General features: G+C 66.8%; 24 protein-coding genes and 1 pseudogene. 14 read left to right on the top strand and 11 right to left on the bottom strand.

Annotated features, from left to right (window positions below; genetic code table 11):
• Nucleotides 1–17: 17 nt before the first annotated feature.
• The 3 genes from ccsB to CXB49_RS19880 form a co-directional block, all read right to left on the bottom strand.
• Nucleotides 18–1,163, bottom strand: a complete 1,146-nt coding sequence (gene ccsB / locus CXB49_RS19890) for a c-type cytochrome biogenesis protein CcsB (protein ID WP_101709974.1) — start codon at nucleotides 1,161–1,163, stop codon at nucleotides 18–20.
• On the bottom strand, nucleotides 1,163–3,181 hold the full coding sequence (locus tag CXB49_RS19885) for a cytochrome c biogenesis protein ResB (protein WP_101709973.1): 2,019 nt from the start codon (nucleotides 3,179–3,181) through the stop codon (nucleotides 1,163–1,165). The genes ccsB and CXB49_RS19885 overlap by 1 nt, the downstream gene beginning before the upstream one ends.
• 135 nt (nucleotides 3,182–3,316) lie before the next feature.
• On the bottom strand, nucleotides 3,317–3,931 hold the full coding sequence (locus CXB49_RS19880; RefSeq protein WP_101709972.1) for a cytochrome c: 615 nt from the start codon (nucleotides 3,929–3,931) through the stop codon (nucleotides 3,317–3,319).
• A gap of 92 nt (nucleotides 3,932–4,023) precedes the next feature.
• Here CXB49_RS19880 and yihA point away from each other — a divergent pair, with 92 nt between their 5' ends.
• Nucleotides 4,024–4,647: a ribosome biogenesis GTP-binding protein YihA/YsxC gene (gene yihA / locus CXB49_RS19875; protein ID WP_101709971.1), complete on the top strand. Its 624-nt coding sequence runs from the start codon at nucleotides 4,024–4,026 to the stop codon at nucleotides 4,645–4,647.
• A gap of 210 nt (nucleotides 4,648–4,857) precedes the next feature.
• Here yihA and CXB49_RS19870 read toward each other — a convergent pair whose 3' ends face one another.
• The 3 genes from CXB49_RS19870 to CXB49_RS19860 all read right to left on the bottom strand — a co-directional run bounded on the left by CXB49_RS19870 (nucleotide 4,858) and on the right by CXB49_RS19860 (nucleotide 6,989).
• A complete protein-coding gene (locus tag CXB49_RS19870; RefSeq protein ID WP_233492867.1) occupies nucleotides 4,858–5,670 on the bottom strand; it encodes a septal ring lytic transglycosylase RlpA family protein in 813 nt (270 codons plus the stop codon).
• Nucleotides 5,671–5,773: 103 nt separating this feature from the next.
• Complete coding sequence (gene trmL / locus CXB49_RS19865) at nucleotides 5,774–6,238, bottom strand: tRNA (uridine(34)/cytosine(34)/5-carboxymethylaminomethyluridine(34)-2'-O)-methyltransferase TrmL (protein ID WP_101709969.1); 465 nt, start codon at nucleotides 6,236–6,238, stop codon at nucleotides 5,774–5,776.
• Between the two features lie 40 nt (nucleotides 6,239–6,278).
• Nucleotides 6,279–6,989 (bottom strand): ComF family protein, encoded by a 711-nt coding sequence (locus tag CXB49_RS19860; protein ID WP_233492866.1) that lies wholly within the window; start codon nucleotides 6,987–6,989, stop codon nucleotides 6,279–6,281.
• Nucleotides 6,990–7,087: 98 nt separating this feature from the next.
• Between CXB49_RS19860 and bioB the strand changes: the two genes are divergently transcribed.
• The 10 genes from bioB to CXB49_RS19810 all read left to right on the top strand — a co-directional run bounded on the left by bioB (nucleotide 7,088) and on the right by CXB49_RS19810 (nucleotide 17,868).
• Nucleotides 7,088–8,071: a biotin synthase BioB gene (gene bioB, locus CXB49_RS19855; protein WP_101709968.1), complete on the top strand. Its 984-nt coding sequence runs from the start codon at nucleotides 7,088–7,090 to the stop codon at nucleotides 8,069–8,071.
• Between the two features lie 114 nt (nucleotides 8,072–8,185).
• Nucleotides 8,186–9,340, top strand: coding sequence for an 8-amino-7-oxononanoate synthase (gene bioF, locus CXB49_RS19850; protein ID WP_101709967.1), 1,155 nt, complete (start codon nucleotides 8,186–8,188; stop codon nucleotides 9,338–9,340).
• Nucleotides 9,341–9,521: 181 nt separating this feature from the next.
• A complete protein-coding gene (locus CXB49_RS19845; RefSeq protein WP_101709966.1) occupies nucleotides 9,522–12,371 on the top strand; it encodes an EAL domain-containing protein in 2,850 nt (949 codons plus the stop codon).
• The gene (locus CXB49_RS19840) at nucleotides 12,361–12,978 is read left to right on the top strand and encodes a class I SAM-dependent methyltransferase (protein ID WP_101709965.1); all 618 of its coding nucleotides are present in this window, start codon (nucleotides 12,361–12,363) and stop codon (nucleotides 12,976–12,978) included. The genes CXB49_RS19845 and CXB49_RS19840 overlap by 11 nt, the downstream gene beginning before the upstream one ends.
• A 24-nt stretch (nucleotides 12,979–13,002) precedes the next feature.
• A complete protein-coding gene (bioH, locus tag CXB49_RS19835; RefSeq protein WP_101709964.1) occupies nucleotides 13,003–13,767 on the top strand; it encodes a pimeloyl-ACP methyl ester esterase BioH in 765 nt (254 codons plus the stop codon).
• Nucleotides 13,764–14,672: a malonyl-ACP O-methyltransferase BioC gene (bioC, locus tag CXB49_RS19830; RefSeq protein WP_101709963.1), complete on the top strand. Its 909-nt coding sequence runs from the start codon at nucleotides 13,764–13,766 to the stop codon at nucleotides 14,670–14,672. Before bioH ends, bioC begins: the two co-directional genes overlap by 4 nt.
• A 23-nt stretch (nucleotides 14,673–14,695) precedes the next feature.
• Nucleotides 14,696–15,247: a GNAT family N-acetyltransferase gene (locus CXB49_RS19825; RefSeq protein WP_101709962.1), complete on the top strand. Its 552-nt coding sequence runs from the start codon at nucleotides 14,696–14,698 to the stop codon at nucleotides 15,245–15,247.
• A gap of 15 nt (nucleotides 15,248–15,262) precedes the next feature.
• Complete coding sequence (locus CXB49_RS19820; RefSeq protein ID WP_101709961.1) at nucleotides 15,263–16,156, top strand: patatin-like phospholipase family protein; 894 nt, start codon at nucleotides 15,263–15,265, stop codon at nucleotides 16,154–16,156.
• Nucleotides 16,157–16,215: 59 nt separating this feature from the next.
• Nucleotides 16,216–16,866, top strand: a complete 651-nt coding sequence (locus tag CXB49_RS19815; RefSeq protein WP_101709960.1) for a glutathione S-transferase family protein — start codon at nucleotides 16,216–16,218, stop codon at nucleotides 16,864–16,866.
• A 117-nt stretch (nucleotides 16,867–16,983) separates the two neighbouring features.
• Complete coding sequence (locus CXB49_RS19810) at nucleotides 16,984–17,868, top strand: sterol desaturase family protein (RefSeq protein ID WP_101709959.1); 885 nt, start codon at nucleotides 16,984–16,986, stop codon at nucleotides 17,866–17,868.
• A 66-nt stretch (nucleotides 17,869–17,934) separates the two neighbouring features.
• Here the strand turns inward: CXB49_RS19810 and CXB49_RS19805 are convergent, their stop codons facing one another.
• Nucleotides 17,935–18,624 carry a glycine zipper 2TM domain-containing protein gene (locus CXB49_RS19805; protein WP_101709958.1) on the bottom strand — a complete coding sequence of 230 codons (690 nt, stop codon included), beginning with the start codon at nucleotides 18,622–18,624 and terminating at the stop codon, nucleotides 17,935–17,937.
• Between the two features lie 212 nt (nucleotides 18,625–18,836).
• Here CXB49_RS19805 and CXB49_RS19800 point away from each other — a divergent pair, with 212 nt between their 5' ends.
• The 3 genes from CXB49_RS19800 (at nucleotide 18,837) to CXB49_RS19790 (ending at nucleotide 23,687) form a co-directional block, all read left to right on the top strand.
• Complete coding sequence (locus CXB49_RS19800) at nucleotides 18,837–20,525, top strand: NAD(P)/FAD-dependent oxidoreductase (RefSeq protein WP_101709957.1); 1,689 nt, start codon at nucleotides 18,837–18,839, stop codon at nucleotides 20,523–20,525.
• A gap of 291 nt (nucleotides 20,526–20,816) precedes the next feature.
• On the top strand, nucleotides 20,817–22,154 hold the full coding sequence (locus CXB49_RS19795; RefSeq protein ID WP_101709956.1) for an amino acid permease: 1,338 nt from the start codon (nucleotides 20,817–20,819) through the stop codon (nucleotides 22,152–22,154).
• Nucleotides 22,155–22,373: 219 nt separating this feature from the next.
• A complete protein-coding gene (locus CXB49_RS19790; protein WP_101709955.1) occupies nucleotides 22,374–23,687 on the top strand; it encodes a sodium-dependent transporter in 1,314 nt (437 codons plus the stop codon).
• Here the strand turns inward: CXB49_RS19790 and CXB49_RS19785 are convergent.
• From CXB49_RS19785 to CXB49_RS19775, 4 genes and pseudogenes are all read right to left on the bottom strand, one after another.
• Complete coding sequence (locus CXB49_RS19785) at nucleotides 23,682–24,008, bottom strand: AzlD domain-containing protein (RefSeq protein WP_101709954.1); 327 nt, start codon at nucleotides 24,006–24,008, stop codon at nucleotides 23,682–23,684. The genes CXB49_RS19790 and CXB49_RS19785 overlap by 6 nt on opposite strands.
• Nucleotides 24,005–24,289 carry a hypothetical protein gene (locus CXB49_RS24185; protein ID WP_233493134.1) on the bottom strand — a complete coding sequence of 95 codons (285 nt, stop codon included), beginning with the start codon at nucleotides 24,287–24,289 and terminating at the stop codon, nucleotides 24,005–24,007. Before CXB49_RS24185 ends, CXB49_RS19785 begins: the two co-directional genes overlap by 4 nt.
• Before the next feature lie 67 nt (nucleotides 24,290–24,356).
• Nucleotides 24,357–24,653, bottom strand: a pseudogene (locus tag CXB49_RS24180) (AzlC family ABC transporter permease); the annotation flags it as partial.
• Between the two features lie 160 nt (nucleotides 24,654–24,813).
• Nucleotides 24,814–25,647, bottom strand: coding sequence for an AraC family transcriptional regulator (locus CXB49_RS19775; RefSeq protein ID WP_101709953.1), 834 nt, complete (start codon nucleotides 25,645–25,647; stop codon nucleotides 24,814–24,816).
• Nucleotides 25,648–25,707: the final 60 nt, after the last annotated feature.

The raw sequence follows: 25,707 nt of genomic DNA, 5'->3' as shown, positions 1-25,707 counted from the left end.
TTGCGGGGTGGCTTCGCTTACAGCCCGCCGTAGGAATGCAGGCCGGACAGGAACATATTGACGCCGAGGAAGGCGAAGGTGACGACCACCAGGCCTATCACCGACCACCAGGCCAGCGGCGCGCCGCGCCAGCCCTTGACCAGCCGGATGTGCAGCCAGGCAGCGTAGTTCAGCCAGACGATCAGCGCCCAGGTCTCCTTCGGGTCCCAGCTCCAGTAGCCGCCCCAGGCGTCGGCCGCCCACATCGCGCCCAGTATGGTGGCGATGGTGAAGAACAGGAAGCCGACCGAGATCGCCTTGTACATCATCTCGTCCAGCACCTCGGCCGGCGGCAGGCGGTCGCGCAGCCAGCCCTTCTGCACCAGCAGTTCGCCGACGCCCAGCATCGCCGCCAGCGAGAAGGCGCCGTAGCCGACGAAGTTGGCCGGCACGTGTATCTTCATCCACCACGACTGCAGCGCCGGGATCAGCGGCTGGATGCCGTGCGCCTGGCGGTCCAGGCTGTACCACAGGATGAAGCCGACCGCGGCGCTGACCACCGGCAGCACCAGCGCGCCGGCCGGGCCGGCGGCGAACTTGGCCTGGTAGTACAGATACATCAGCGAGGTGATCAGCGTGAACAGCACGAAGACCTCGTACAGATTGGACACCGGGATGTGACCGACGTCGGGCGCGATCAGATAGCTCTCGTACCAGCGGACGAACAGGCCGGCCAGGCCCATCACCGCGGCCGCCCAGCTCAGGCCGGCGCCCATCCGGTACAGCGTCTCGGCGCGCCGGGCCAGGCCGATCCAGTACACCGCGGTGGCCAGGAAGAACAACGTGCACATCCACATGATGGCGGACTGGCTGGACAGCGCGTATTTGAGCCAGAACGCGCTCTGGCCGCGGGCCAGGTCGTGCTGGTACAACTGGATGCCGAGCAGCGCCAGGCCGCCGGACAGCAGGAAGTACCAGCGCCAGGCCTTCCAGAACCAGCCGAGCGCGATCAGTCCCAGCGCCGAGCCGGCCAGTATCGCCTGCTCGTAGCCGTCCATCGCGTGATGGTAGAGGCCGAAGGCGTAGCCGGCGGCGACGGCGATCAGCAGCGCGTACGCCCAGTCGCGGCGGTCCAGCCGGCGCCACAGCGGCAGGCGGTCGAATGTCGTGGTTGCCAGTTCCATCATGTTCCCCGTGTCAGCTGTTTTATCGCGTCGAGATGACGCTGGAAGTCTCGGTCCAGATCGCTGTTGTGGCGGTTCGAAGCCATCGCCACCCGCACCTGGTCGCCGTCCAGCCGTATCCACAGCCGCAGCTCGCGCACATAGAACATTAGCACGATGCCGAGCACCAGCAAGATCGAGCCCAGGTAGACCAGCGCCTTGCCCGGCGAGCGGGTCAGCTGCAGGCCGGACGATTGTACCTGGTCGAAGCCCTCTAGCTGCAGCAATACCGGCGCGCCGTAGTCCTGCAGGCCGCTGGCGGCCACCAGGCCGTCCAGCAGGAAGCGGTAGTGGGCGGCGTCGGCCGCCAGCGGCTTGGCGCCGGCCTTGTCGTCGGCCACCGCCATCACGTCGATCACCGCGCCCTGCAATATCTTGATGTAGGTCTGCGCCACCGCCTGGCGTTTGTCGGCCGGCACGCGCTGGTCCAGGAATTGCTCCAGTCCGTCGAAGCCGCCCTGGGCGAAGCGTTGCAGCACGCCCTTGACGCTGTCGCCGAACTGGCGGGCCAGCTTCTCGTCGATGACGCCGCCCTGGCGGGCCTTGCGAGTGGCGCGCGCGGCGATCTGTTCATACAGCGACGGGTCGCGCAGCGCGGCGTACAGGCGCATGAAGCGGTCCAGCTTCATGTCGTCGTCCAGCGGCAGGCGCAGATACTGGAACGGGTCGGCCGGCGTCTTGCGCATGCCGGCCATCATGTAGCTGGCGCCGTCCTGCTCTATCGGCGACATGTAGTTGACGTATTCCACCGCCTGGCCCTGGGTGTCGCGCAGCTTGAAGGCGATGGACGGGCCGAAGTTCTTCAGCTCGTGGGTCTGCTTGACCTCGCGGGCGTCGTGCATCCGCTGCGTCAGCGTCGCCTCGCCGTCGCCCGGCTTGCCGATGTTCTCGATGTTGAACACCCTGAGCTCGCCGAACTCCAGCGCGTAGTCCTTGCCGTTGGCGCGCAGCGGCTGGCTGTTCATCGACACGCCGGAGAGCGGCACCGGCGCGCTTTGCGGCGTGGCCAGGTTCCAGGCGCTCAGCCGCAGCGGCGAGCCGCCGTCGCCGAAGGAGGCCTGGTAGATGGCGATGCCGTCGACGATCAGCGGGTGGTTGACCTTGACCGTCGCCTCGGTGACCTTGCCGCTTTGCTTGTCGGTGACGACAATGTCGCTGGCGAACAGCTTGGGCATGCCGTTGCTGTAGTAGTCGACGTGGAATTTCTTCAGCGTGACGATGAAGGGCAGTTCCTGCACCAGATAGCCGTTGCCGGAATTCAGGAAGATGACGTCGGCGCTCTTGCCCTCGGCGACGTTGACGTTGCCGCGGAACGACAGATTGCCGGCCGACAGCCGGCTGGGCGCCGGAATCTGGCTTTGCGGCAGGTCGCGGGTTTCCGGCACCACGCGGCCGGCCAGCTCGGCCAGCTTCAGCGGCAGATTGCCGTCCAGCAAGCCGCCTATGCAGATCACCACCAGCGCGGCGTGGGCGCAGAAATAGCCCAGCTTGCCGGCCGCGCCCTTCTTGGCGGCGATCAGGCGGCCGCCGTCGCCGCGTTCGGCCTCGCGCCAGCGGAAGCCCTGCGCCCGCAGATAGGCCAGCAGCGGCTCTGGCGCGGCGGCTTCGGCGGCGAAGACCTGGCTGTGCGACATCGCCGCCAGCGAGGCGTCGCTGGCCTTCTCGCGATAGCCGCGGATCTGGCGGATGAAGCCGGGGCCGTTGCGGATGATGCACAGCGTGATCGACAACATCAGGAAGGCCAGGATGGTCAGGAACCAGGCGGAATGGTAGACGTCGTACAATCCCAGCTGTTCGAAAACCTGGAACCAGAACTGGCCGAATTCAAATGCGTAGTTCGGATAGGGCTCGTTCTGCTTCAGCACGGTGCCGACGATGGAGGCGATTGCCAGTATCGTCAGCAGGCCGATGGCGAAGCGCATCGAGCTGAGCAGTTCGTATAGCGCGTGGCGGATGGTATGGCGGTGTTGGTTTTTCATGTTCGGATAGGCAAAAAGGGAAGCCCGCCTGGAGCTTCCCTTTTGAACGCGCCTGAGCGGCGAAGTTGCGGCGGCCTGCCGGGCTGAGCGTCAGCGACGAATGCGGGTGCTGCGCGGCGGCCGGCATGGCGGGGATCAGCGCAGGCCGGAGATGTATTCGGCCACCGCCTTCATTTCGGCGTCGGTCATCCGGCTGGCGATGTCGGCCATGACGGAGTTCTTGCGGTTGGTGCCGGCCTTGAAATCGGCCAGTTGCTTGGCGACGTAAGCGGCATGCTGGCTGCCCAGGCGCGGGAACTGGTCGGGCAGACCCTTGCCGGCCGGTCCGTGGCAGGCCATACAGGCGGGCACGTGGGTGGCGGCGTTGCCGACGCGGTAGATCTTGGCGCCCAGCGGCATCTGAGCCTTGTCGGCGGCCTCGCGGTCCTTCGGCTTCTGCTGGCTGAAGTAGGCGGCCAGATTGCGCATGTCGTCGTCGGACAGCGCGGCGGTCATGCCCAGCATCGTCGGGTCCTTGCGCTCGCCCTTCTTGAACGCCTGCAGTTGGCTATACAGATAATGCGGGTTCTGGCCGGCCAGCGCCGGGTAGGTCGCCGCCGCGCTGTTGCCGTCTGGGCCGTGGCAGGCCGCGCAGACCGTCTCGGCGGTCGGCTTGCCTTTCGCCGGGTCCCCCTTCACCTCCTGTGCCGCCGCCAGCGCATTGCCGGCCAGGATCAGGGTTGCCATCGCCAACAGCATTTTACGTCTCATGGTCGCTCCTTTAGGGGGGATCCCTAAAATATCTGTAAAAGTAGCAATTCCAAACCTGTTATTCTATACCAACTGATTTCAACCTTACTACCATGTCGATTTTTCAGAACGCCCGTTTTTATACCACCGTCAATCATATGAAGGACCTGCCGGCCACCCGCGCCGAGGTCGCCTTCGTCGGTCGCTCCAATGCCGGCAAGTCCAGCGCCATCAACACGCTGGCCAACCGCACCCGGCTCGCCTACGTCTCCAAGACGCCGGGCCGGACCCAGCACATCAATTTCTTCGAGCTGGGCGACGAATGTTTTCTGGTGGACTTGCCCGGCTACGGCTACGCCGAGGTGCCGGAAGCGGTGCGCGCCCACTGGGTGGAGCTGCTGGGCCGCTACCTGCAGACGCGGCAGAGCCTGATCGGCCTTTTGTTGATTATGGACGCTCGTCATCCATTAAAGGACCTGGATCGCAGAATGCTGGAATTTTTCCGCAAGGCGGGACGGCCGGTGCACATTCTGTTGTCCAAGGCCGACAAGCTGTCGCGCCAGGATCAGAACAAGGTGCTGGCGCTGGTGAAGCGCGAGCTGGCCGACTATCCGGCCGTCAGCGTGCAGATGTTCTCCAGCCTGAAGAAGGCCGGCGTCGACGAGGTGGAGCAAGTGGTCAAGGGCTGGTTCGACGCGCTGCCGCCGGTGGACGACGTCGCCGGGCAGGAACTTTGAATCGGGGCCCGCGCCTAAGCTGCAGGTGTTCACACCTCCCGCTTGGCTCCCTGAGCGGGGCCTGAATCGTTGATATCCAGGCATTGCCCCGGCCCAGGCCGGGGCTTTTTCTTGCCGCCTGTTCAAGGCGCGTATCCCGCAGGCATGAAAAAAGGCGAAGGATGCATCCTTCGCCTTTCGCCCTTTGCCATACGGTTCAGCTGACAGCCATTACAGGCTGGTGATCACGGTCTCCACGTGCAGGTTTTCGGCGGCGCTGCGCACCGCCTCGTCCGACGGGAACGGCCCAAGCCGTACCTTGTACACCCCCTGCTGGTTGACGATGCCGAGCTTGGAATCGTACTTGTCGTCCAGCTCGTCCAGCGTTCTTTGCAGCAGCGCCTCGGCGTTGGCCAGCGTGCTGAACGAACCCAGCTGCAGGTACTTCGGATTGTCGCCTGCACGCAACTCGCGGGCTACCGGCATGGTGGCCGGCTGCGCTGACGCGGAGAAGGTGTTGTCGGCGGCCGGCCAGACGCGATCGATCGCGATCTTGGCGCTGCCCTGCTGGATGAAGCCGAGCTTGTAGGCGGCTGCGTACGACAAGTCCATCAAACGGCTCTTGTGGAACGGACCGCGATCGTTGACGCGGACCACCACCGACTTGCCGTTGGTCAAGTTGGTCACCCGGGCATAGCTCGGGATCGGCAGCGTCGGATGCGCTGCGGTCATGGCGAACATATCGTAGCGTTCGCCCGAGGACGTCCTGCGTCCATGGAACTGCTTGCCATACCATGAGGCACGGCCGGTGGCGTGATAAGGCTTTTCACGCACATCGGGACGGAAGCTCATTCCCAGGGCCGAGTAAGGCAGGTTGGCCGACTTGATCAGCGGCTCGTCCTGCGGCACGGCATCCGGGACCAGATTCAGGTTGACCGGGATATGATCGGCCGGACCGTCGTTCTGGAAATAAGCTCCGTTTTTGGCGACGGACTTCTTGTTGGTCGGCGACGCCGACTGGTTTGTGGCACTGGCCGTCTTCACGGTGGAACAGGCCACAAGCACGAGACTGACAAATAGAAGCCACAGCCATCGGAGTACAGGTTGCATAAACCTCCCTATGCTGTTGGGCCAACCTTGTGAACCGCTATACCCCCCCGGCGAAATCGAGCTGGCGCCAAGCCTCGAATACCGTCACGGCGACAGCATTGGAGAGATTGAGACTTCTCGACTCGGGACGCATCGGCAAGCGAATCCGTTGTTGCGCCGGCAGGGCAGCCAGCACATCTTGCGGCAAGCCGCGGGATTCGGGACCGAACAAAAATACGTCCCCGGGTTGGTAGGAAATCCGGTCATGGCGCGTGGCGCCCCTCGTCGTCGCGGCGAATATCCGCCGTCCCTGAAGGGCCCGCAGGCAAGCGGACCAATCTTCGTGGACGACGACGCGGGCATACTCGTGGTAATCGAGTCCTGCGCGCCGCAACTTGGCATCCTCAAGCGGGAAGCCCATTGGTTTGACCAGATGCAGTTCACAGCCGGTGTTGGCACATAAACGAATCACATTGCCCGTGTTGGGCGGAATTTCCGGCTGAAATAGAACAACAGTGAACATCGTTGGCAGGCTGGATTGTTCCAAGGAATCAAAATCTTGGTCAAGTTTTTGGGGAAAACGCCCGGGCAAGCACCCATCCGTCGACCCGTTTTGCCCCCTGTTTTTTCAGCTCGAGAGCGAGCGAGGACAGGGTGGCGCCACTGGTGGCGACATCATCGATGATGGCAATGCAAAGCCCGTCGCAGCGGCGTTTTACGCCGAATGCATGACGTACGTTTCGCCGTCTTTCGTCGCGGCCGAGCGAGGCCTGCGGCAATGTGTTGCATTTTCGCCAACACATGCGGTCCGAAAAACGGCTGTTTATTGTAACAGCGAACGCCCGGGCGAGCTCGGAACTCTGATTGAAGCCTCTTTCCGCAAGTCTTTCATTTGCCAATGGAACGGGAATGACAAGGTCGTATGACGGGGCTTGACAACGGGCGAAATCGCTGAGCAGACCGGCCAGGACGCCGGCCAATTGTAAGCGCCGGCCGTACTTGAACGCGTATATCAGTCCGTTCAGGGGGTAGCCAAACAGATAAGGAACGTGTAGCGCGTCGAAGGCCGGCGCGCGCCGCTGGCAGTGGCCGCAACAGACGCCGCCCGGCGTTGGTTCGGCGCAGCGGGGACAGCGTTCGGCCGGCAGCGTCGGCAGCATGTCGCGGCAGCCGCCGCACAGGCCGCCACGGGCGTCCGACGCGCCGCACAAGATGCACGGTTGATTAAAAATTGTGCAGTTGTCAATTAATGGCGATATCAGGTTTGACAGCATCGCGCTCTCGCTCCAAGATTTTGCCGGCCTGCCCAAGCGGGCAGGGTGACGGACCGGCAGGTCCTTCATCACAATGACCAACGGTAATGGAGCATACGATGCATTCTGCAACGATGGAGTTCAAGCGTCCGTCCCGGCCGCACCCGGAACAGGCCAACTGGAGTGTGGAGGAAGTGGAGGCGCTGCTCGGCCTGCCTTTCATGGAGCTGGTGTTCCGCGCCGCCGAAATCCATCGCCAGTTTTTCGATCCGACCCGGGTGCAGCTGTCGACGCTGGTGTCGATCAAGACCGGCGGCTGTCCGGAGGATTGCGGTTATTGCCCGCAGTCGGTGCACCACGACACGCCGGTGACCGATCAGCCGATGATGACGGTGGACGAGGTGGTGGCCGCCGCGCGCCAGGCCAAGGCCAACGGCGCCGGCCGCTTCTGCATGGGCGCCGCCTGGCGCGGTCCGAAGGACGCCGATCTGGAGCAGACCCTGCGGATGGTCAGCGAGGTGAAGGCGCTGGGCATGGAGACCTGCGCGACCTTCGGCCTGTTGCGCGACGGCCAGGCGGAGAAGCTGAAGGACGCCGGCCTCGACTATTACAACCATAATCTGGACACCGCGCCGGACAAATACGCCGACATCATCCAGAGCCGGGAGTACGAGGACAGGCTGGACACGCTGGGCAAGGTTCGCCGGGCTGGACTGTCGGTATGTTGCGGCGGTATCGTCGGCATGAACGAGACCCGGCGCGACCGCGCCGGTCTGATCGTCCAGCTGGCCAATCTGGACCCGCAGCCGGAGTCGGTGCCGGTCAACAATCTGGTGCAGGTGATCGGCACGCCGCTGCAGAACGCCGAGCGGCTGGACTGGACCGAGTTCGTCCGCACCATCGCGGCGGCGCGCATCACGATGCCGAAAAGTTATGTGCGGCTGTCGGCCGGCCGGCGCGAAATGGACGAGGCGACCCAGGCGCTGTGCTTCCTGGCCGGCGCCAATTCGATTTTCTACGGCGACAAGCTGCTGACCACCGGCAATCCGGACGTATTGGCCGACCAGTCGCTGATGGCCAAGCTGGATCTGCAGGCGCTGTAAAAAACATTAGCAATTCCGCCGTGTGGTCTTAAATGGAAACATATATATAGTGTGTCGTGCCGGGGCGGCCCGCTGCCGCGGTTTGGTCAACAACGTAAAAGAGTGCAACCCGCCATGCGCCTGCAAGACCTGTCCGCAGCATTGCTGGAACTGGACGCCAGCCACCGCCGCCGTCAACGGGCGACGCTCGAATCGCCGCAAGGCGTGGAGATCGTCGTAGACGGCGAGGAATACCTGTCTTTTGCGAGCAACGACTACCTCGGCCTGGCCGACCATCCGTCGCTGGTGCGCGCGCTGCAGCAGGGCGCCGACCGGTGGGGGGCGGGCAGCGGCGCCTCCCATCTGCTGACCGGCCACAGCCGGGCCCACCAGGAGGCCGAGGAGGCGTTGGCGCGTTTCGTCGGCCGCGAGGCGGCGCTATTGTTCGGCTCCGGCTACGCCGCCAACCTGGCGGTGATCACCAGCCTGGTTGGCCGCGGCGACGCGGTGTTCGCCGACAAGCTGAACCACGCGTCGCTGAACGACGGCTGTCTGCTGTCGCGCGCCGACTTCCAGCGCTTCCGCCACAACGATCTCGAGCACCTGGAGCAATTGCTGTCCGCCAGCCGGGCAAGCACCAAGCTGATCGCGGTGGACGCCGTGTACAGCATGGACGGCGACGAGGCGCCGCTGCCGGCGCTGTTGGCGCTGGCCGAGCGCTTCGACGCCTGGCTCTACGTCGACGACGCCCACGGTTTCGGCGTGCTGGGCCATGGTCGCGGCGCCTTGGCCGAACATGATCTGTCCAGCGAGCGGCTGATCTATATGGCCACGCTGGGCAAGGCGGCCGGCCTCGCCGGCGCCTTCGTCGCCGGCGCGCGTCCGCTGGTGGAGTGGCTGCTGAACCGCGGCCGCACCTATGTCTTCAGCACCGCCCAGCCGCCGGCGTTGGCGGCCGCGGTGCCGACCAGCCTGCGGCTGATCGCCGACGGCGACGAGCGGCGGGCGAGGCTGGCGCAGCTGGTGGCGCGCTGCCGCGAGCGCTTGGCCGGCAGCCGTTTCTCCACGGGGGCTTCCCGCACCCCGATTCAACCATTTATCATAGGCGGCGATGCTCATGCCATGAGATTGGCCCATGGTTTGCGGCAGCAAGGCTACTGGGTGCCCGCCATCCGTCCGCCGACGGTGCCGGAGAACGGCGCTCGTCTGCGGATCTCGCTGTCGGCGCGCCATGAATTGGCGCAGCTGGACGCGCTGCTGGACGCCATGCTGCTGTTGGCCGAAGCCTGATTTCCGCCGCCGGCGGGGAAGCTATCGTGGCATGAGGTCGCTACTGTGACGACGCAGGCCCGGAGTCCGCTCCGGGCTTTTGCCTATGGGGTCGAACAGACGCCAAGGCCGCCGGTCCCTGGGGAAGGGGACCGCGGGGTCGGACACGGATTTTCCGGCTAACTCGTACTACGATAATGACATGATGAGCACGGCTGAATATCTGGAAACCCCGGAGCAGGCCGCGGGGCGGGCCTTGGCCATGCTGCAGCAAACCGGCGGGCTATCCGCCGCCGCGGTATGGATTCGGGAGGGAGTGGTCTGGCGTCAACTTGCCGGCAGCGGCGCCGCAGCCGGCTTGCCGGCGGCCGACGCGCTGGACAAGGGCCGTTTGCCCGGCCCGGACGGCGGCGCGCTGGAATTGACCGCCGCCGGCCAGCGCCTGGGCTGGCTGGTGTGGCGCGGCCGCGCGCCGGAGACGGTGGCCGATATCGCCGCCCTGCTGGCCGGCCATCTGTATTGCGCGGCGCTGCGCGACGAACAGGCCGCCGCCCGCGTCGCCAACGAGACGATGCTGGAGATCAGCCTGCTGGCCGGCGAGGGCGACGGCCTGGAGCGGATACTGCCGAGGCTGCACAAGCTGATGTCGCGGCTGATGGACGCCAGCAATTTCTACATCGCGCTGTATGACGAGGAGTGCGCCACGCTGCGCTTCCCGTTCTACGTCGATCGGCACGATCCGGCGCCGCCGGCGTCCGACAGCGTGTTTCCGGTCAATGGCGCCAACAGCTCGCTGACCGCCTGGCTGATACGCGGCGGCAAGCCCATGGTGCTGACCCGCGAGCGCATCCTGGAAATCTGCCGGCAACACGGACTGGCCCAGCCGCTGCTGTCGGCGTCGTTCTGGATGGGGGCGCCGCTGGTCAACGCCGCCGGCAATCTGATCGGCGCCGTGGTGCTGCAGCTGTACGACGAGCAGACGCCGTTCTCGTCGGCCGAACAGCTGCTGTTCATGTTCGCCGCGCGCCACGTAGGCTTCGCGCTGGACCGGGTGTTGTACCGCAGCCAGCTGGAGCGCCAGGTGTGGCTGCGCACCAGCGAGCTGGAGGGCGCCAACGCCAGGCTGCGCGCCGAGGTGTCCGGCCGCAAGCGCGCCGAAAAATTCCAGGACGTGCTGTTCCGCATCGCCGAATTGTCCAATACCAGCCTGTCGCTGGAGGCCTTCCTCAGCGGCCTGCACCGGCTGCTGTCGGAGATGGTGGCGGCGCGCAACTGTCTGGTGGCGCTGTACGACACCGTCAACGACTGCATCGCCTTCCCCTACTGCGCCGACGAGCACGCGCAGTCGCTGCAGCCCCGCAAGCCCGGCAAGGGCTATATCGAGCAGGTGCTGCACAGCGGCCGGCCGCTGCTGATAGATCCGTACGGCGGCGATGCCGGCGCGGGCGACGCCGACGACGGCGCCATCCGGCCGAAAAGCTGGCTGGGCGTGCCGCTGTATTGCGGCCACGAGCTGCTGGGCGTGCTGGCGGTGCAGAGCTACGAAAGCGACGTGGTGTACAACTTCCGCGACCAGGAGGTGCTGGAGTTCGTCGCCAACAATATCGGCGCCGCGCTGGCGCGGGTGCGCGCGCTGGAAAGCCTGCAGCTGGCCTATGCCGAGCTGGAGCAGCGGGTGCGCGAGCGCACCAGCGAGCTGGACGCGGTCAACGCCCAGCTGGAATTCGACAGCCTGCACGATCCGCTGACCAAGCTGCCGAACCGCAGCTATCTGTCCAAGGCGCTGCGCCGCGCCTGGGACGCCTACCTGGCCGGCAACGGCGACCGCTTCGCCGTGGTCTTCATCGACCTGGACCGCTTCAAGCTGGTCAACGACACGCTGGGCCACCTGGCCGGCGACCATCTGCTGTTCGAGGCCGGCGCCCGCATCCGGGCCTGCCTGCGCCATTACGATTTCCTGGCCCGCCTCGGCGGCGACGAGTTCGCCGTGCTGATGTTCGGCATGGACGCGGTCGACGAGTGCGAGACCATCGCCCGCCGCATCGTCAGCGAATTCGAGCGGCCGGTGATCCTGGCCGGCCGCGAGGTGTTCTCCACCGCCAGCGTCGGCGTGGTGCTGGCCGACCGCGAGCACTACCGCAAGGCCGAGGACCTGCTGCGCGACGCCGACCACGCGATGTATTGCACCAAGCAGCAGGGCCGCCAGGGCTACACGCTGTTCAGCCACCAGCTGCGGATAGACCAGGCCGACCAACTGGCGCTGGAGAGCGAGCTGAGGCGCGCGCTGGAGGAGGAGGGCCAGCTGATACCGTATTACCAGCCCTTCATCGACGCCGGCAACGGCAAGCTGTCCGGCTTCGAGGCGCTGGTGCGCTGGCAGCATCCGCAGCGCGGCCTGATCTCGCCGGCGCTGTTCCTGCCGATGGCCGAGGAGAGCGGGCTGATCACCCGGCTGGACCGCTACATGGTCAACGCCGCCTGCGCCCAGCTGCAGGCCTGGCGCGCCGACGGCCAGGTCGGCGAGGACATCGCGCTGCACATCAATCTGTCGTCGGCCAATTTCCACGATCCGGACCTGGCGGGCTGGATAGGCGGCCGCATCGCCCACTACCAGCTGCCGCCGGCGATGCTGCATCTGGAGATCACCGAGAGCGCGCTGATAGACCAGCCGGACACCGCCGCGACGACGATGCAGGCGCTGCACGGCCTTGGCGTCAGGCTGGCGCTGGACGATTTCGGCACCGGCTACTCGGCGCTGTCCTATCTGCACCGCTACCGTTTCGACGTGCTGAAGATAGACCAGTCCTTCGTCTTCGACCTGGACCGCAAGGAGGAGTCGGCCGCCATCGTCCGCGCCATCCTGGCGCTGGCGCGCGCGCTGGACCTGGACGTGGTGGCCGAGGGCGTCGAGACCGCCAGCCAGCTGGCGATGCTGCGGGAAATGGGCTGCGCCAAGCTGCAGGGCTTCTACTTCGCCGCGCCGGCGCCGGCCTGGGGGCTGGACTGGGCGAGGCTGGCGCGCTTCGAACAGGAAATGCGCGATGCCGCGTGACTGGGCCAATCGTTTCAACCGCTGGCGCTACGATCTGTACGCGCCGCTGTACGACAGGCTGGCGCAGGGCTTCGCCGCCCACCGCCGCCGCTCGCTGGGCCTGCTGAATCCGCAACCCGACGAACGCCTGCTGCTGGTCTGCGCCGGCACCGGGCTGGATCTCGACTTCCTGGTGCGTTGCCGTCGCGTCACCGCGATCGACATCGCGCCGGCCATGCTGTCGACCTTGCGCCAGCGAGCCGCTCGGCTGGGGCTGGACGTCGACGCGCGCGAGATGGATGCGCAGCGGCTGGATTTTCCCGACGCCAGCTTCGACGCGGTGGTGCTGCATCTGGCGCTGGCGGTGGTGCCGGACCCGCGCGCCTGCCTGCTCGAGGTGGAGCGGGTGTTGAAGCCCGGCGGCCGCGCGACGGTGTTCGACAAATTCCTGCCGGACGGCGCGCGCGCGCCGTTGTGGCGCCGCGCCGGCAATCTGCTGGCGCGGGCGGTGGCCACCGACGTCAACCGCAAGCTGGGCGACATCGTCGCCGTCACCAAATTGCAACGCATTCACGACGAAGAAGCCGGCTTTGGAGGTTTCTTTCGCATCGCACTCTTGCGAAAATAAGGTTTTCGCCCAATTTGTCCGTTCATGAATCTGTTTGTCGAAACGCTGGGCCGGGGCCCGGACGTGGTGATGCTGCACGGCTGGGGCCTGCACGGCGGCGTGTTCGCCCGCGTGGCCGGGCAGCTGGCCGACCGCTTCTGCGTCCATCTGGTGGACCTGCCCGGCCACGGCGCCTCGCCGGCGCTGACGCGTTTCGACGCCGACGCGGTCGCCGATCTGCTGGACGCGCACTTCCCGCTGCCGGTCCATGTGCTGGGCTGGTCGCTGGGCGGGCTGATCGCCCAGCACTGGGCGGCGCGCCATCCGGACAAGGTCGCGAGCCTGGCGCTGGTGTCCACCAGCCCGCGCTTCGTCCGCGACGACAGCTGGCCGCACGCGCAGCAGCGCCAGGCGATAGAGGCCGTCGCGCAGAGTCTGGACACCGCCTTCGAACAGACGTTGGAGCGCTTTCTCGCGCTGCAGATGATGGGCGCGCCGGCCGCGCGCGACACCTTGAAGGCGCTGCGCGGCGAGCTGTTCGCCCACGGCCGGCCGCAGGGCCTGCTGCCGGCGCTGGAGCTGTTGCTGGAGGCCGACGCGCGCGCGCTGGCCGCCGACATCCGCTGCCCGGCCGCGCTGTTCTGCGGCGCGCGCGACGCCATCACCCCGATCGGCGCCGGCCGCTGGCTGGCGGCGGCCCTGGGCGACGCAGTCCTTTACGAATTCCCGCAGGCCTCGCACGCCCCCTTCCTGTCGCATGAACAGGACTTCGTGCGCGCGCTTGCCGAGCATCTGGAAAAGCAGGCATGAGTGAAGCGTTTTACACCGACAAGGCGCGGGTGCGCGCCTCGTTCGAGAAGGCCGCGGCCAGCTACGACTCCGCCGCGGTGCTGCAGCGCGAAGTCTCCGACCGCATGGCGGAGCGGCTGGACTACATCAAGCACCAGCCGGCGGTGATCCTCGACGCCGGCGCCGGCACCGGCTACGGCTCGGCCGAGCTCAGGCGGCGCTACCCGCAGGCGCGGGTGGTCGAATTGGATCTGGCGCACGCGATGCTGCTGGCCTCGCGCGAGCGCGGCCGCGCCGGCGACGGCCTGCTGAAGAAATTGTTCAAGCCCAGCCTGCCGTGGCAGATCAACGCCGACATCGAACGGCTGCCGCTGGCCGACGCCAGCGTCGACATGATCTGGTCCAATCTGACCATACAGTGGATCAACGAGCCGGACCGGATGTTCGCCGAGATGCGCCGGGTGCTGAAACCGGACGGTCTATTGATGTTCTCGACGCTGGGGCCGGACACGCTGTTCGAGTTGCGGGCGGCCTTCGCCGGCGTCGACGGCGCCACCCACGTCAATCAGTTCATCGACATGCACGACATCGGCGACGCGCTGATGCGCGCCGGCTTCGCCGAGCCGGTGATGGACATGGAAAAGATCGTGCTGACCTATGACGACGCCCGTGGCGTGATGCGCGACCTGAAGGCGATAGGCGCGCACAACGCCACCGCCGGCCGCGGCCGCGGCCTGATGGGCAAGCAGGCCTGGCGCGGCGTCGAGCAGACTTACGAGCAGTACCGCCAGGGCGGCAAGCTGCCGGCCAGCTACGAGGTGGTGTACGGCCACGCGTGGAAGGGCACCGGCAAGAAGCTGGCCAAGATGAGCGACGACGGCCGCCAGGTGATCGAGTTCGTCAAGAAGGCGCCGCGGGCCGAATAGGCGGCGCGGTGGGGAGAGCCGTGATGGAAGGGGAGATCCGCGCCGCGCGCCCGGAAGACGCGAGCAGCCTCGCCGCGCTGTCCATCCAGGTGTGGCTGAGCGCCTATGCCGTCGACGGCGTCCGCCAGGCCTTGGCCGACTATGTGTTCGACGCGTTCACGCCGGCGAAGCTGGCGGCGCTGATCGCCGATCCGGCGCGCCGGCTGCTGGTGATCGAATTAAACGGCCATCTGCTGGGCTACACACAGCTGAAGCTGGACAGTCCCTGCGACGGTTTCGACGGTCCCGCGCTGGAAATGGAACGACTCTACCTGTCGGAGAGCCATACCGGGCGCGGCCTGGGACGGCGCCTGACGATGGCGGCGCGGCAATGGGCGTCCTCCCTCGCCGGCCAGCCGCGGCTGTGGCTGACGGTGTGGCATCGCAACGCGCGCGCGATCGCCTTCTATCGCCGGATGGGCATGGCGGTCCACGGCGAATGGCATTTCGAATTGGAGGGCGCGCGTCATCTGAATTACGTGATGCTGGATGCGCCTGTTGTGACGGCCGACGACGACGCCGGCCGCCTGTACTGAAAGTCTGATGAAACCATGATAAGCAGAAACATTTTGCGTCCGGTCCTACTGGCCGGCGCCGCCGCGCTGCTGGCGGCCTGCAACACCACGATAGCGCCGACGCCGCAGCCGCAACAGGCGGCCCGGCCCAAGATCGCGCTGGCGCTGGGCGGCGGCGCGGTCAAGGGCTTCGCCCACATCGGCGTGATCAAGGTGCTGGAAGCCGCCGGCATCGTGCCCGACATCGTCGTCGGCACCAGCGCCGGCAGCGTGGTCGGCAGCCTGTACGCGTCCGGCTTGAACGGCATGCAGCTGCAACAGCGCGCGATCGCGCTCGACCAGGCCGACCTGACCGACTGGACGCTGTCGACCAAGGGCGTGATCAAGGGCGAGAAGCTGCAGAACTGGATCAACGCCCAGGTCGGCAACCGCCCGCTGGAGAAACTGAGCAAGCCGTTCGCCGCGGTGGCGACCGAGCTGGATTCCGGCCGCAAGGTGGTGTTCCGCGTCGGCAACACCGGCCAGGCGGTGCGCGCCTCCGCCAGCATCCCCAATGTCTTCCTGCCGGTGAAGATAGGCAACAAGAGCTATGTCGACGGCGGCCTGGTCAGCCCGGTGCCGGTCAGCGCCGCGCGCGAGATGGGCGGCCAGTTCGTCATCGCCGTCGACATCACCGGCCGGCCGAAGAGCGGCCGCGCCACCGGCTTCCTGTCGATGCTGGACCAGAGCCTGAGCATCATGAACGGCCCGGCGCTGACGCAGGAGCTGCAACAGGCCGATGTGGTGATCCATCCGAATGTGCTCAATATCGGCTCCGCCGATTTCGACGCCCGCAACCAGGCGATACTGGAAGGCGAGAAAGCGGCGCAGCAAATGCTGCCGCAAATCCGCAAACTGCTGCAGCAGAAAAGCCTGACGCTGACCAAATAAGGGACTATGATCCGGCGGGCGGGCCGCCGGGCCGCCCGCGCATTTCCCTTGGAGACGGCATGATCAGACTGCACGGTATTCCGTTGTCGCCCTACTACAACAAGGTGAAGATCGCCTTGCTGGAGAAGGGCGTCAATTTCCAGGAAGTGGTGACGACTCCGTCGCAGGAAGAGGAGTTGCTGGAAAAGAGCCCGATGGGCAAGATTCCCTTCGTCGAGATCAACGGCCATCCGCTGGCGGAGTCGACGGTGATCCTGGAGTGGCTGGAGGACGCCTATCCGACCGCTTCGCTGCTGCCGCCGACGCCGAACGGCCGCGCGCTGGCGCGCGAGCTGACGTCGATGCTGGAACTGTACGTGATGCTGCCGGCCAGTCCGCTGATCCGCCACATGCTGAAAGGCACGCGGCCGGAGCCGGAGCAGGCCGAGGAGATCCGCCAGGCGGTGGCGCGCGGCATCGGCGCGGTGGCCAAGCTGGCGCAGCGCCGGCCGTGGCTGGCCGGCGAGGACTTCAGCTTCGCCGATCTGAGCGCCGCCGGCATCCTGCCGGTGGTGGCGCGCTTGAGCCAGACTTTTCTCGGCGAGGACATGACGCAGCGGATGGAAGGCTGTTCCGACTATCTGCGGCGTCTAGGCGAGCGCCAGAGCGTGGCCCGCGTCTGGGCAGAGCGCGACGCGTCGCTGGCGGCCTTGATGGCCCGCCGCGGCTGATATGGCTTTCCCGCCACAGCCGGCGGGGAAAGCGCGCCGGGCCGGCGGCGGAGATTGACAGCGTGACCGGTATAGAGCCTAAACTCCAATCAAGTGTTTGCTCTGCGGTGGGTCGCGATGAAATTTCCGGTTGAACTGATACTGCTGGCGCTGGCGCCGGTCTTTCTGCTTTGCGTCGCCTGGGAGCTGTGGCTGTTCCGGCGCCAGGGCCGGCTGACCCGCTACGACTGGCGCGATTCCGTATGCAGCGCGGCGCTGGGCCTGCTGCACCAGGGCGCCGACAAGCTGGCCTGGGTGCTGGTGCTGCCCTTGTACGGCTGGATCTACCAGCACCACCGGCTGCTGGACTTCCCGGCCGGCTGGCTGAGCTTCTTCCTGCTGTTTCTCGGCCAGGACTTCCTCTATTACTGGTTCCACCGCGTCAGCCACCGCGTGCGCTGGCTGTGGGCGGCGCACAGCGTCCACCACAGCTCGACGCGGATGAATTTCACCACCGCCTTCCGCCAGAGCCTGATGTATCCGCTGGCCGGCATGTGGGCGTTCTGGCTGCCGCTGGCCTGGGTGGGCTTCCCGCCCGAGCAGGTGGTGGCGGTGGTGTTGCTGAACCTGGCCTTCCAGTTCTTCGTCCACACCCAGGCCGCGCCGAAGCTCGGCTGGCTGGAATACGTGTTCAACACGCCGTCGATACACCGCGGCCACCACGCGAAGAACCCGCGCTACATCGACCACAACTACGCCGGTGTGCTGGTGATCTGGGACCGGATGTTCGGCAGCTACGTCGAGGAGCGGGACGACGAGCCGTGCGACTACGGCACGGTCAAGCCGGTCGACAGCTTCAATCCGCTGTGGGTCAGTCTGGTGGAGTGGCGCGACATGCTGGCCGAGGCCTGGCGCGCCGACGGCTGGTGCGACCGGCTGACGGTGCTGTTCGGACCGCCGGAGGCGGCGGAGAAGGTGGCCGAGCGGCAGCGCGCCGGCGCCGCTAGGCGGGCGGCGGCCTGACGCCCTGAATGGAAAAAGGCCCGGCATCGCCGGGCCTTGTCTTTGGCTTTGACCAACCAGCCTCGATCAGACCAGCAGCTTGCCGTCCCTGGCCGGCAGCGTCTTGCCCTTCGGCTTCTGGTCCATGCGCACGGTGCCGGTCTTGCCGTCCAGCGAGTAGCGCACGTTGTAGCCGACGATCTTCTCGGTCTTCACGTCCTCGGTGTTGCAGATGGTGCGGGTGCTGGCCACCTGGTCGCGTTGCTGCATGCCCTCCTGCACCCGGTTGCCGGCGTAGCCGCCGGCCAGCGCGCCGATCACGGTGGCGGCCTTCTTGCCGTTGCCGCCGCCGACCTGATTGCCGAGCAAGCCGCCGACCACGCCGCCGAGCACCGAGCCGGCGATGCGGTTTTCATCCTGCACCGGGGCCTGGTGCACCACTTGTTCCTGGTGGCAGACCTGCTTGGGCTCGCTGCCGGCCTCGCGGATCGGCGTCACCGACAGGATGCGGGCATGGGTCGCGTGCACCGGTTTCGGCGGGGCGGCCGGAACCGCCGCGACGGCGACCGGTTGCGACGCCGGCTGGACGGCCACCGTCGAGGCGGCGCTGGGCGCCAGCGCCTGCATGGCGGGAGCGGAGGCCTGGGCCAGCGGCGCGCTGGCGACGACGGCGGTTTCCGCCTTGGACGATTTCAGCGCTTGGATGCCGGCCACGCCGACCGCGCCGAGCGCGATGCCGCCGCCGAGCATGCCGGCGATCAATAACGATTGTTTCATTGTTCTCTCCCTGAAAACGACACACTGGGTCGCTTGTGTCTTCGACTGCGATTATCGATAAACAGTTGCAACAGTTGTGTTTTCCGTTTGTCACCGCAGGTAACCGAATATTTCCGGTCGACGCGTCGGCCGGCGGCGGTGATATGCTGAACGGGTAGCGCGGCGCCGCCATCGGCCGTCCGCGCTGACGCCATTCGACCGAGAGGAGACGCATGCAGCCGTCCACGCCCAAGCCGGAGAGGCATTTCGCCTTCATCGATCAGCTGTACGACTACGGTTCCTTTCTCGAGTCGGCCGACGCCGGGATCGGCCGGCTGGGCGCCGACGCCGCCGGCGCCAGGATAGGCATCGTCGGCGCCGGCATCAGCGGCCTGGTCGCCGCCTACGAGCTGCTGCGCGCCGGCGCGCGCGACGTGACGTTGCTGGAGGCGGAGCCCGGCCGCATCGGCGGCCGCGCCTATACCAAGGCCTTTTGCGTCGAGCAGCCGCGCTTTGTCGCCGAACTCGGCGCGATGCGCTTCCCGCCCAGCGAGGTCGGGATGTTCCATTATCTGCGCCGCTTCGGCATCGCCACCAGCTCGGTGTTTCCGGATCCGGGCGTCGTCGACACCGAAATCCACTACCGCGGCCGCGGCTACGCCTGGGCCGCCAACCAGCCGCCGCCGGCCTTGTTCCAGCGCGTGCACCGGGGCTGGCGCGCCTTCCTCGACGAAGGCGTCGAGCTGGACGACGGCATCAGGCTGGCCGCGCCGCACCGGCTGACCACGCTGCTGGCCGACGGCCGCTACGAGGAGGCGCGGGACGAGTGGCAGCGCTATCTGGACAGTTGCGGCGATCTGTCCTTCTATTCCGCGCTGGTCAGAATCTTCTGTGGCCGGCTGCCGCCGGGCGGGGAGCGTTGGCGCAAGCCGGACGATTTCCAGTTGTTCGGCTCGCTGGGCATCGGTTCCGGCGGCTTCCAGCCGGTGTTCCGGGCGTCGTTCATCGAGATCATGCGGCTGGTGGTCAACGCGCTGGAGACCGACCAGCGGCTGATCCCGGAAGGCATCTCGGCGCTGTCCGGCCGGCTGGCGGCCGAGGTGTTCGACGGACGCAGCGTCGGCGAACGGGTCCGCAACGCCAGGGTGTGTGGGGTGGCGCGCGGCGACGGCGCGGTACGCGTCCTGCTGGAGGACGGCGGCGCGCTCGATTTCGACCGGCTGATCGTCACCTGCACCAACCGCTCGATGCAGGTCAATCTGAAGCTGACCCAGGGCGGGCACTGGTTCGACGCCGACGTCGGCCGCGCGATCAACGAGACCCACCTGGTCGGCTCGTCCAAGCTGTTCATCCTGACGCGGCGCAAGTTCTGGCTGGACCACGGCCTGCCGTACACTATCCAGACCGACACGCTGGTCAAGGGCGTGTACTGCCTGGACTACCAGCCGGACGATCCGGACGGCTGGGGCGTGGTGTTGATCAGCTATACCTGGGAGGACGATTCGCACAAGCTGCTGGCCTTGGCCGGCAAGGCGGCGCGCTGTCGGCGGCTGGTGGAGGACCTGGCGGTGTGCAACCCCGAGTTCGCCCGGCATCTGCGGCCGCTGGACGACGACTACGAGCGCCACGTGCAGGAATACGACTGGATTTCCGATCCCAACGCCCTGGGTGCCTTCAAGCTGAACTATCCGGGCGAGGATGGCTACTCGCGCGATCTGTTCTTCCAGTTCCAGTCGGCCGGCCGCGCCGACGATTGCGGCGTCTACCTGGCCGGCTGCGGCAGTTCCTTCACCGGCGGCTGGGTCGAGGGCGCGGTGCAGACCGGGATCAACAGCGCCTGCGCGGTGATACGCAGCTGCGGCGGCGAGCTGGCGGCCGGCAATCCGCTCGACGAGATGCGCTGCCGCTACGACTATCGCTGAGTCGGCGGCAAATACAGGAGATTGCCGCCAGGCAGGCAGTTGCGGCCATATTTCGCAGGATGATGAACGATGACTGGCAATTTATTTGTATAAATTCCAATAAACGTAGAATTTAATCAATAAAATAAAACCAAAAGTCATAATTTGGATATTTTATTTTGATACCGGGGTTTGACGCTGCCCGGCCGGCGATGGTTAGATGTCGCAGCACTTTCGCGGGAGGCGAGCGCCGCCCGTCCAAACAAGGAGAATTGATAGTGAGCGAAGCCCACACCGGTTTGCAGCGCGGGGCTGAAAAACCGACACATCCAGCTGATCGCGCTGGGCGGCGCCGTCGGCACCGGCCTGTTCCTCGGCTCGGCCAGCGTGCTGAAGGCGGCCGGCCCCTCGATGATACTCGGCTACGCCATCGCCGGTTTCATCGCCTTCCTGATCATGCGCCAACTGGGCGAGATGGTGGCCGAGGAGCCGGTGGCCGGTTCGTTCAGCCACTTCGCCTACCGCTACTGGGGCAGTTTCGCCGGCTTCCTGTCCGGCTGGAACTACTGGGTGCTGTACGTGCTGGTCAGCATGGCCGAGCTGACCGCGGTCGGCGCCTACGTCCAGTACTGGTGGCCGCATGTGCCGACCTGGTTGACGGCGCTGGTGTGCTTCGTCTGCATCAACGGCATCAACCTCGCCAACGTCAAATCGTACGGCGAGACCGAATTCTGGTTCGCGCTGATCAAGGTGGCGGCGGTGATCGGCATGATCGCCTTCGGCGGCTATCTGCTGTTGTCCGGCACCGGCGGCCCGCAGGCCTCGGTCAGCAATCTGTGGAACGACGGCGGCTTCTTCCCGCACGGTTTCGGCGGCCTGTTCATGATGATGGCGGTGATCATGTTCTCCTTCGGCGGTCTGGAGCTGATAGGCATGACCGCGGCCGAGGCGGCCGATCCGCAGAAGACCATCCCGAAGGCGGTGAATCAGGTGATCTACCGCATCCTGATCTTCTACATCGGTTCGCTGGTGGTGCTGCTGTCGCTGTACCCGTGGAACAAGGTGGCCGCCGGCGGCAGCCCCTTCGTGATGATCTTCCAGCAGATAGGCGCCGGCTTCACCGCGCACGCGCTGAACTTCGTCGTGCTGACGGCGGCGCTGTCGGTGTACAACAGCTGCGTCTACGCGACCAGCCGGATGTTGTTCGGCCTGGCGCAGCAGGGCAACGCGCCGAAGCCGCTGAGCCGGCTGGACAAGCGCGGCGTGCCGGTCAACGCCACGCTGTTCTCCGCCGTCGCGACCTTCGCCTGCGTGATCCTGAACTACCTGCTGCCGGGCGAGGCGCTCGGCATCCTGATGTCGCTGGTGGTGGCGGCGCTGGTGACCAACTGGGCGATGATCAGCCTGACCCACCTGAAGTTCCGCCGCGCGAAGAGCGGCCAGAAACTGGTGTTCCCGTCGCTCTGGTTCCCGCTGTCCAACTGGGTCTGCCTGGCCTTCATGGTGATGATACTCGGCATCCTGCTGTTCACGCCGGGCATGGCGGTGTCGGTCTATGTGCTGCCGGTCTGGCTGGTCTTGCTGTGGGTGGGCTTCCGGCTAAAAAAGTCCCGGCCGGCCGAAGCCCGGCTGGCGAATGAGAGCGTCTGAGCGCGCATGCCGGACTTGACGCTTGAGGGCGTTAACCGGCATGCTTGAACCATGATGAAGCAGATTATTTCACTCCAGACCCAATATTGGTGGTGGCGCGGCTAAGCCGGCGCGCCAGGAGTGTTCACATCCGCTTTCCAGGCCGCCGTCACGGGCGGCCTTGTCGTATCCAGTTTTTCTCCCCGTGCGGCGGCAAATCGTTTCAACTCAGGAGTTGTCATGCCACGCACGCAATGGGGTTCCCGCCTCGGTTTCATTCTGGCTTCGGCCGGCGCCACGGTGGGCCTCGGCTCGATCTGGAAATTCCCCTACGTCACCGCGATGAACGGCGGCGGCGCCTTCCTGCTGGTCTATCTGGCCTTCACCTTCACGCTGGGCCTCGCCTTGTTGCAGGCCGAGCTGGCGCTGGGCCGGGCCGCCGCTTGCGGCGCGGTCGGCGCCTTTGCCCGGCTGGGCTCGCCGCGCTGGAAGCTGCTGGGCTACGGCGGCGTGCTGTGCTGCTTTCTGATATTTTCCTTTTACAGCGTGGTAGGCGGCTGGACGCTGGGCTATCTGCTGCGCGCGCTGGACGGCCGGGTGATGAGCGACGATGTCGGCGCGCTGGGCGCCTTGTTCGGCCAGTACGTCGGCAATCCCGCCGAGGCGCTGCTGACCCACGCGCTGTTCGCCGGTCTGACGCTGTTGGTGGTGGCGGGCGGGATTCAGAAGGGCATCGAACGCATGGGCAAGCTGCTGATGCCGCTGCTGTTCCTGCTGATGCTGACGCTGCTCGTCCGCGCCTTGACGTTGCCGGGCGCGATGGCCGGCGTCGAGGCGCTGTTCCGGCCCGATTTCGCCAGGCTGACGCCGGCGATGCTGGTGGAGGCGCTGGGCCTGGCCTGCTTCTCGCTGTCGGTCGGCGCCGGCTGCATGCTGGCCTACGGCTCTTATCTGGGGCCGGACACCCGGCTCGGCAATTCCGCGCTGTGGGTGACCGGGCTGACCGCGCTGACCTCGGTGCTGGCCGGCCTGATGATTTTTCCGGCGATCTACGCCTTCGGGCTTGACCCGCAAGCCGGTCCCGGCCTGACCTATATGGTGATGCCGGTGGTGTTCAACCACCTGCCGTACGGCCAGCTGTTCGCGACGGCCTTCTTCGCGCTGCTGCTGATGGCGGCGCTGACTTCGGCGGTGTCGCTGCTGGAGGTGGTGGCCATCCTGCCGATAGACGAATTCGGTGCGGACCGGCGCAAGACCACGCTGGCGGTCGCCGCGCTGGCCTTCCTGGCCGGCGTGCCGGCGGCGCTGTCCTTCGGCCCGCTGGCCGATTACAGGCTGTTCGGCCGCAACGCCTTCGAGCTGATGGACTATGCCGCGTCCAATGTCTTGCTGCCGCTGGGCTGCATCGGCACCGCGCTGTTCGCCGGGCGGGTGGCCTGGCCGGCGGTGCGGGACGAGTTGCGGCTGTCGGCGCCGGCCGCCGCGCTGATGCGCGTCGCCTGCCGCTGGCTGGCGCCGCTGCTGATCGGCTTGGTGCTGGTTTACAATCTATAGCCAGCGCAGCGCGCCGTAGACGGCGAAGCTGACGACGATGGCCAGCAGCGTCTTGCCGTTCTTCCAGGCGACGGCGACGGCGATGGCGACGATGGTGCCGACCAGATAGGCGTTGCGCCAGGACAGGTCGATGCTGCCGGCCGGAGCCAGCGCCATCGGCGCCACCAGCGCCGACAGCACCGCCGCCGGCACGTAATGCAGCGCGCGGTTCAGCCAGCCGGGGAAGGCCAGCCGCTGGCCGAAGACCAGGAAGCTCGCGCGTATTGCCAGCGTGGCCGCCAGCATGCCGGCGATGACCGCCCAGTGTTGCCATTCGCTCATGCCGCCTCCCTTTGTTTCCAGGCCTCGACGGTCATGCCGGCGGCGACGCCGGCCAGCGCCGCCAACATCAGATCCAGCTTGTACGGCAGGCCGCGCGCCAACAGCGCGACGGCGCCGGCGGTCGCCGCGGCGGCCAGCGTCGGCCGCTTCTTCAACTGCGGCGCGACGATGGCGGCGAAGGTGGCCACCATCGCGAAATCCAGTCCCAGCTTGTCCAGTCCGGGCACCGAGCGCCCGAGCGCGACGCCGGCCAGCGTCCACAGCTGCCAGTTCAGATACATCGCCAGCGACGAGCCCAGCCCAGTACCACTGGCCGCCGTCGGCGCCCAGGCTGCGGAAGCGGTGTTCGACCACGGCGAAGGTCTCGTCGGTTAGCCAGAAGGCCAGCGGCCAGCGCCAGGACAGCGGCCAGGCGCGAGCGTGCGGCAGCAGCGTCGCGCTGTACAGCGCGTGGCGCAGATTGACGACGAAGGTGGTCAGCCAGATCACCGGCACGGCGGCGCCGGCCGAGACCAGGCTGACGGCGATGAATTGCGAGGAGCCGGCGAAGACCAGCAGCGACATCGCCGCCGTCGCGGCCGGAGACAGGCCGGCGGCGACGGCCAGCGTGCCGAAGATCACGCCGAACGGCGCCGCGCCGACCATCATCGGGATGGTGTCGCGCGCGCCGTCCAGCAGCCAGCGGCGTCGGTGGTGTAAGGAGGGCATCGATGAGTCCTGCGTTGCGGCGGGGCCGAACATCGGCGCCCTGTTCCTGATGATGGAACAGACGGCCGGAGCTGTCTTGAACGATTTTGCGGCCGGTTCAGCCGGCGCGGGCGCCCACCGCCTTCTGGTAGGCGGCCGGCGTCAGGCCCAGCGCCTGCTGGAAGGCGCGGGTCAGGTGCGGCTGGTCGGCGAAGCCCAGTTCCAGCGCCACCGGGCCGGGCCGCATGCCGGCGGCCAGCAGCCGGCGCGCCCGTGCCACTCTGAGCTGGTTGCGCCAGGCGACCGGCGGCAGGCCGGTCTCCCGCTTGAACTGGCGGCACAGCTGCCACGGCGACAGGCCGACCGCGGCGGCCAGCTGCTGCAGCGAATGGTTGGCGGCCGGGTCGTCGGCCAGCATTTGTCTGACGGTTTCCACGGCGGCGGGGGCGGCCGCCTGTTCGCGCGGGCGCAGCCGCATGTGTTTCAACAGCAGCTCGCCGAAGACGGCGGTCAGCGCCGATTCGCGCCGCAGCGCGTCGCGGCTGTCGCGCAGCAGCCGGTGCAGGCGGTCGAGCCGGTCCGCCAGACCGGGATCGACGACGACGGTGTCGCGGAAATACGGCAGCGCGGTCCCGCCGCCCAGGTCGGCGGCCAGGCGGCGCATCATCTCGGCGTCCGGATAGAAGCCGCGATAGGCCCAGCCGTTCTCGTGCGCGGTCTCGCCGGTGTGCACTTCGCCGGGATTGATCAGCACCAGCGCGCCGACGCCGGCGCGGTGCAGGCCGCCGCGATGGCGGTAGGACTGGGCGCCCAGCGTCAGCGTGTTGACGACGAACTGTTCGTGGAAATGGGGCGGGAAGGTTCGCCGGGCGTACTGCGCGTCCAGGCATTCGAGCGCGCCGAGATCGTCGGCGCGGAACAGCAGGGAGCGTTCGGCGGGAAGGGCGGACATCGGATGGACCGGCGGTGGCGATCGGTCCATTGTGGCAGAGGCGGCGCGGCTTGTGCGCGC

Source organism: Chromobacterium sp. ATCC 53434, assembly GCF_002848345.1.
Taxonomy (GTDB): domain Bacteria; phylum Pseudomonadota; class Gammaproteobacteria; order Burkholderiales; family Chromobacteriaceae; genus Chromobacterium.
Note: the sequence above shows the minus strand (reverse complement) of the source record. Positions and strands in the feature narration are given on the sequence as shown.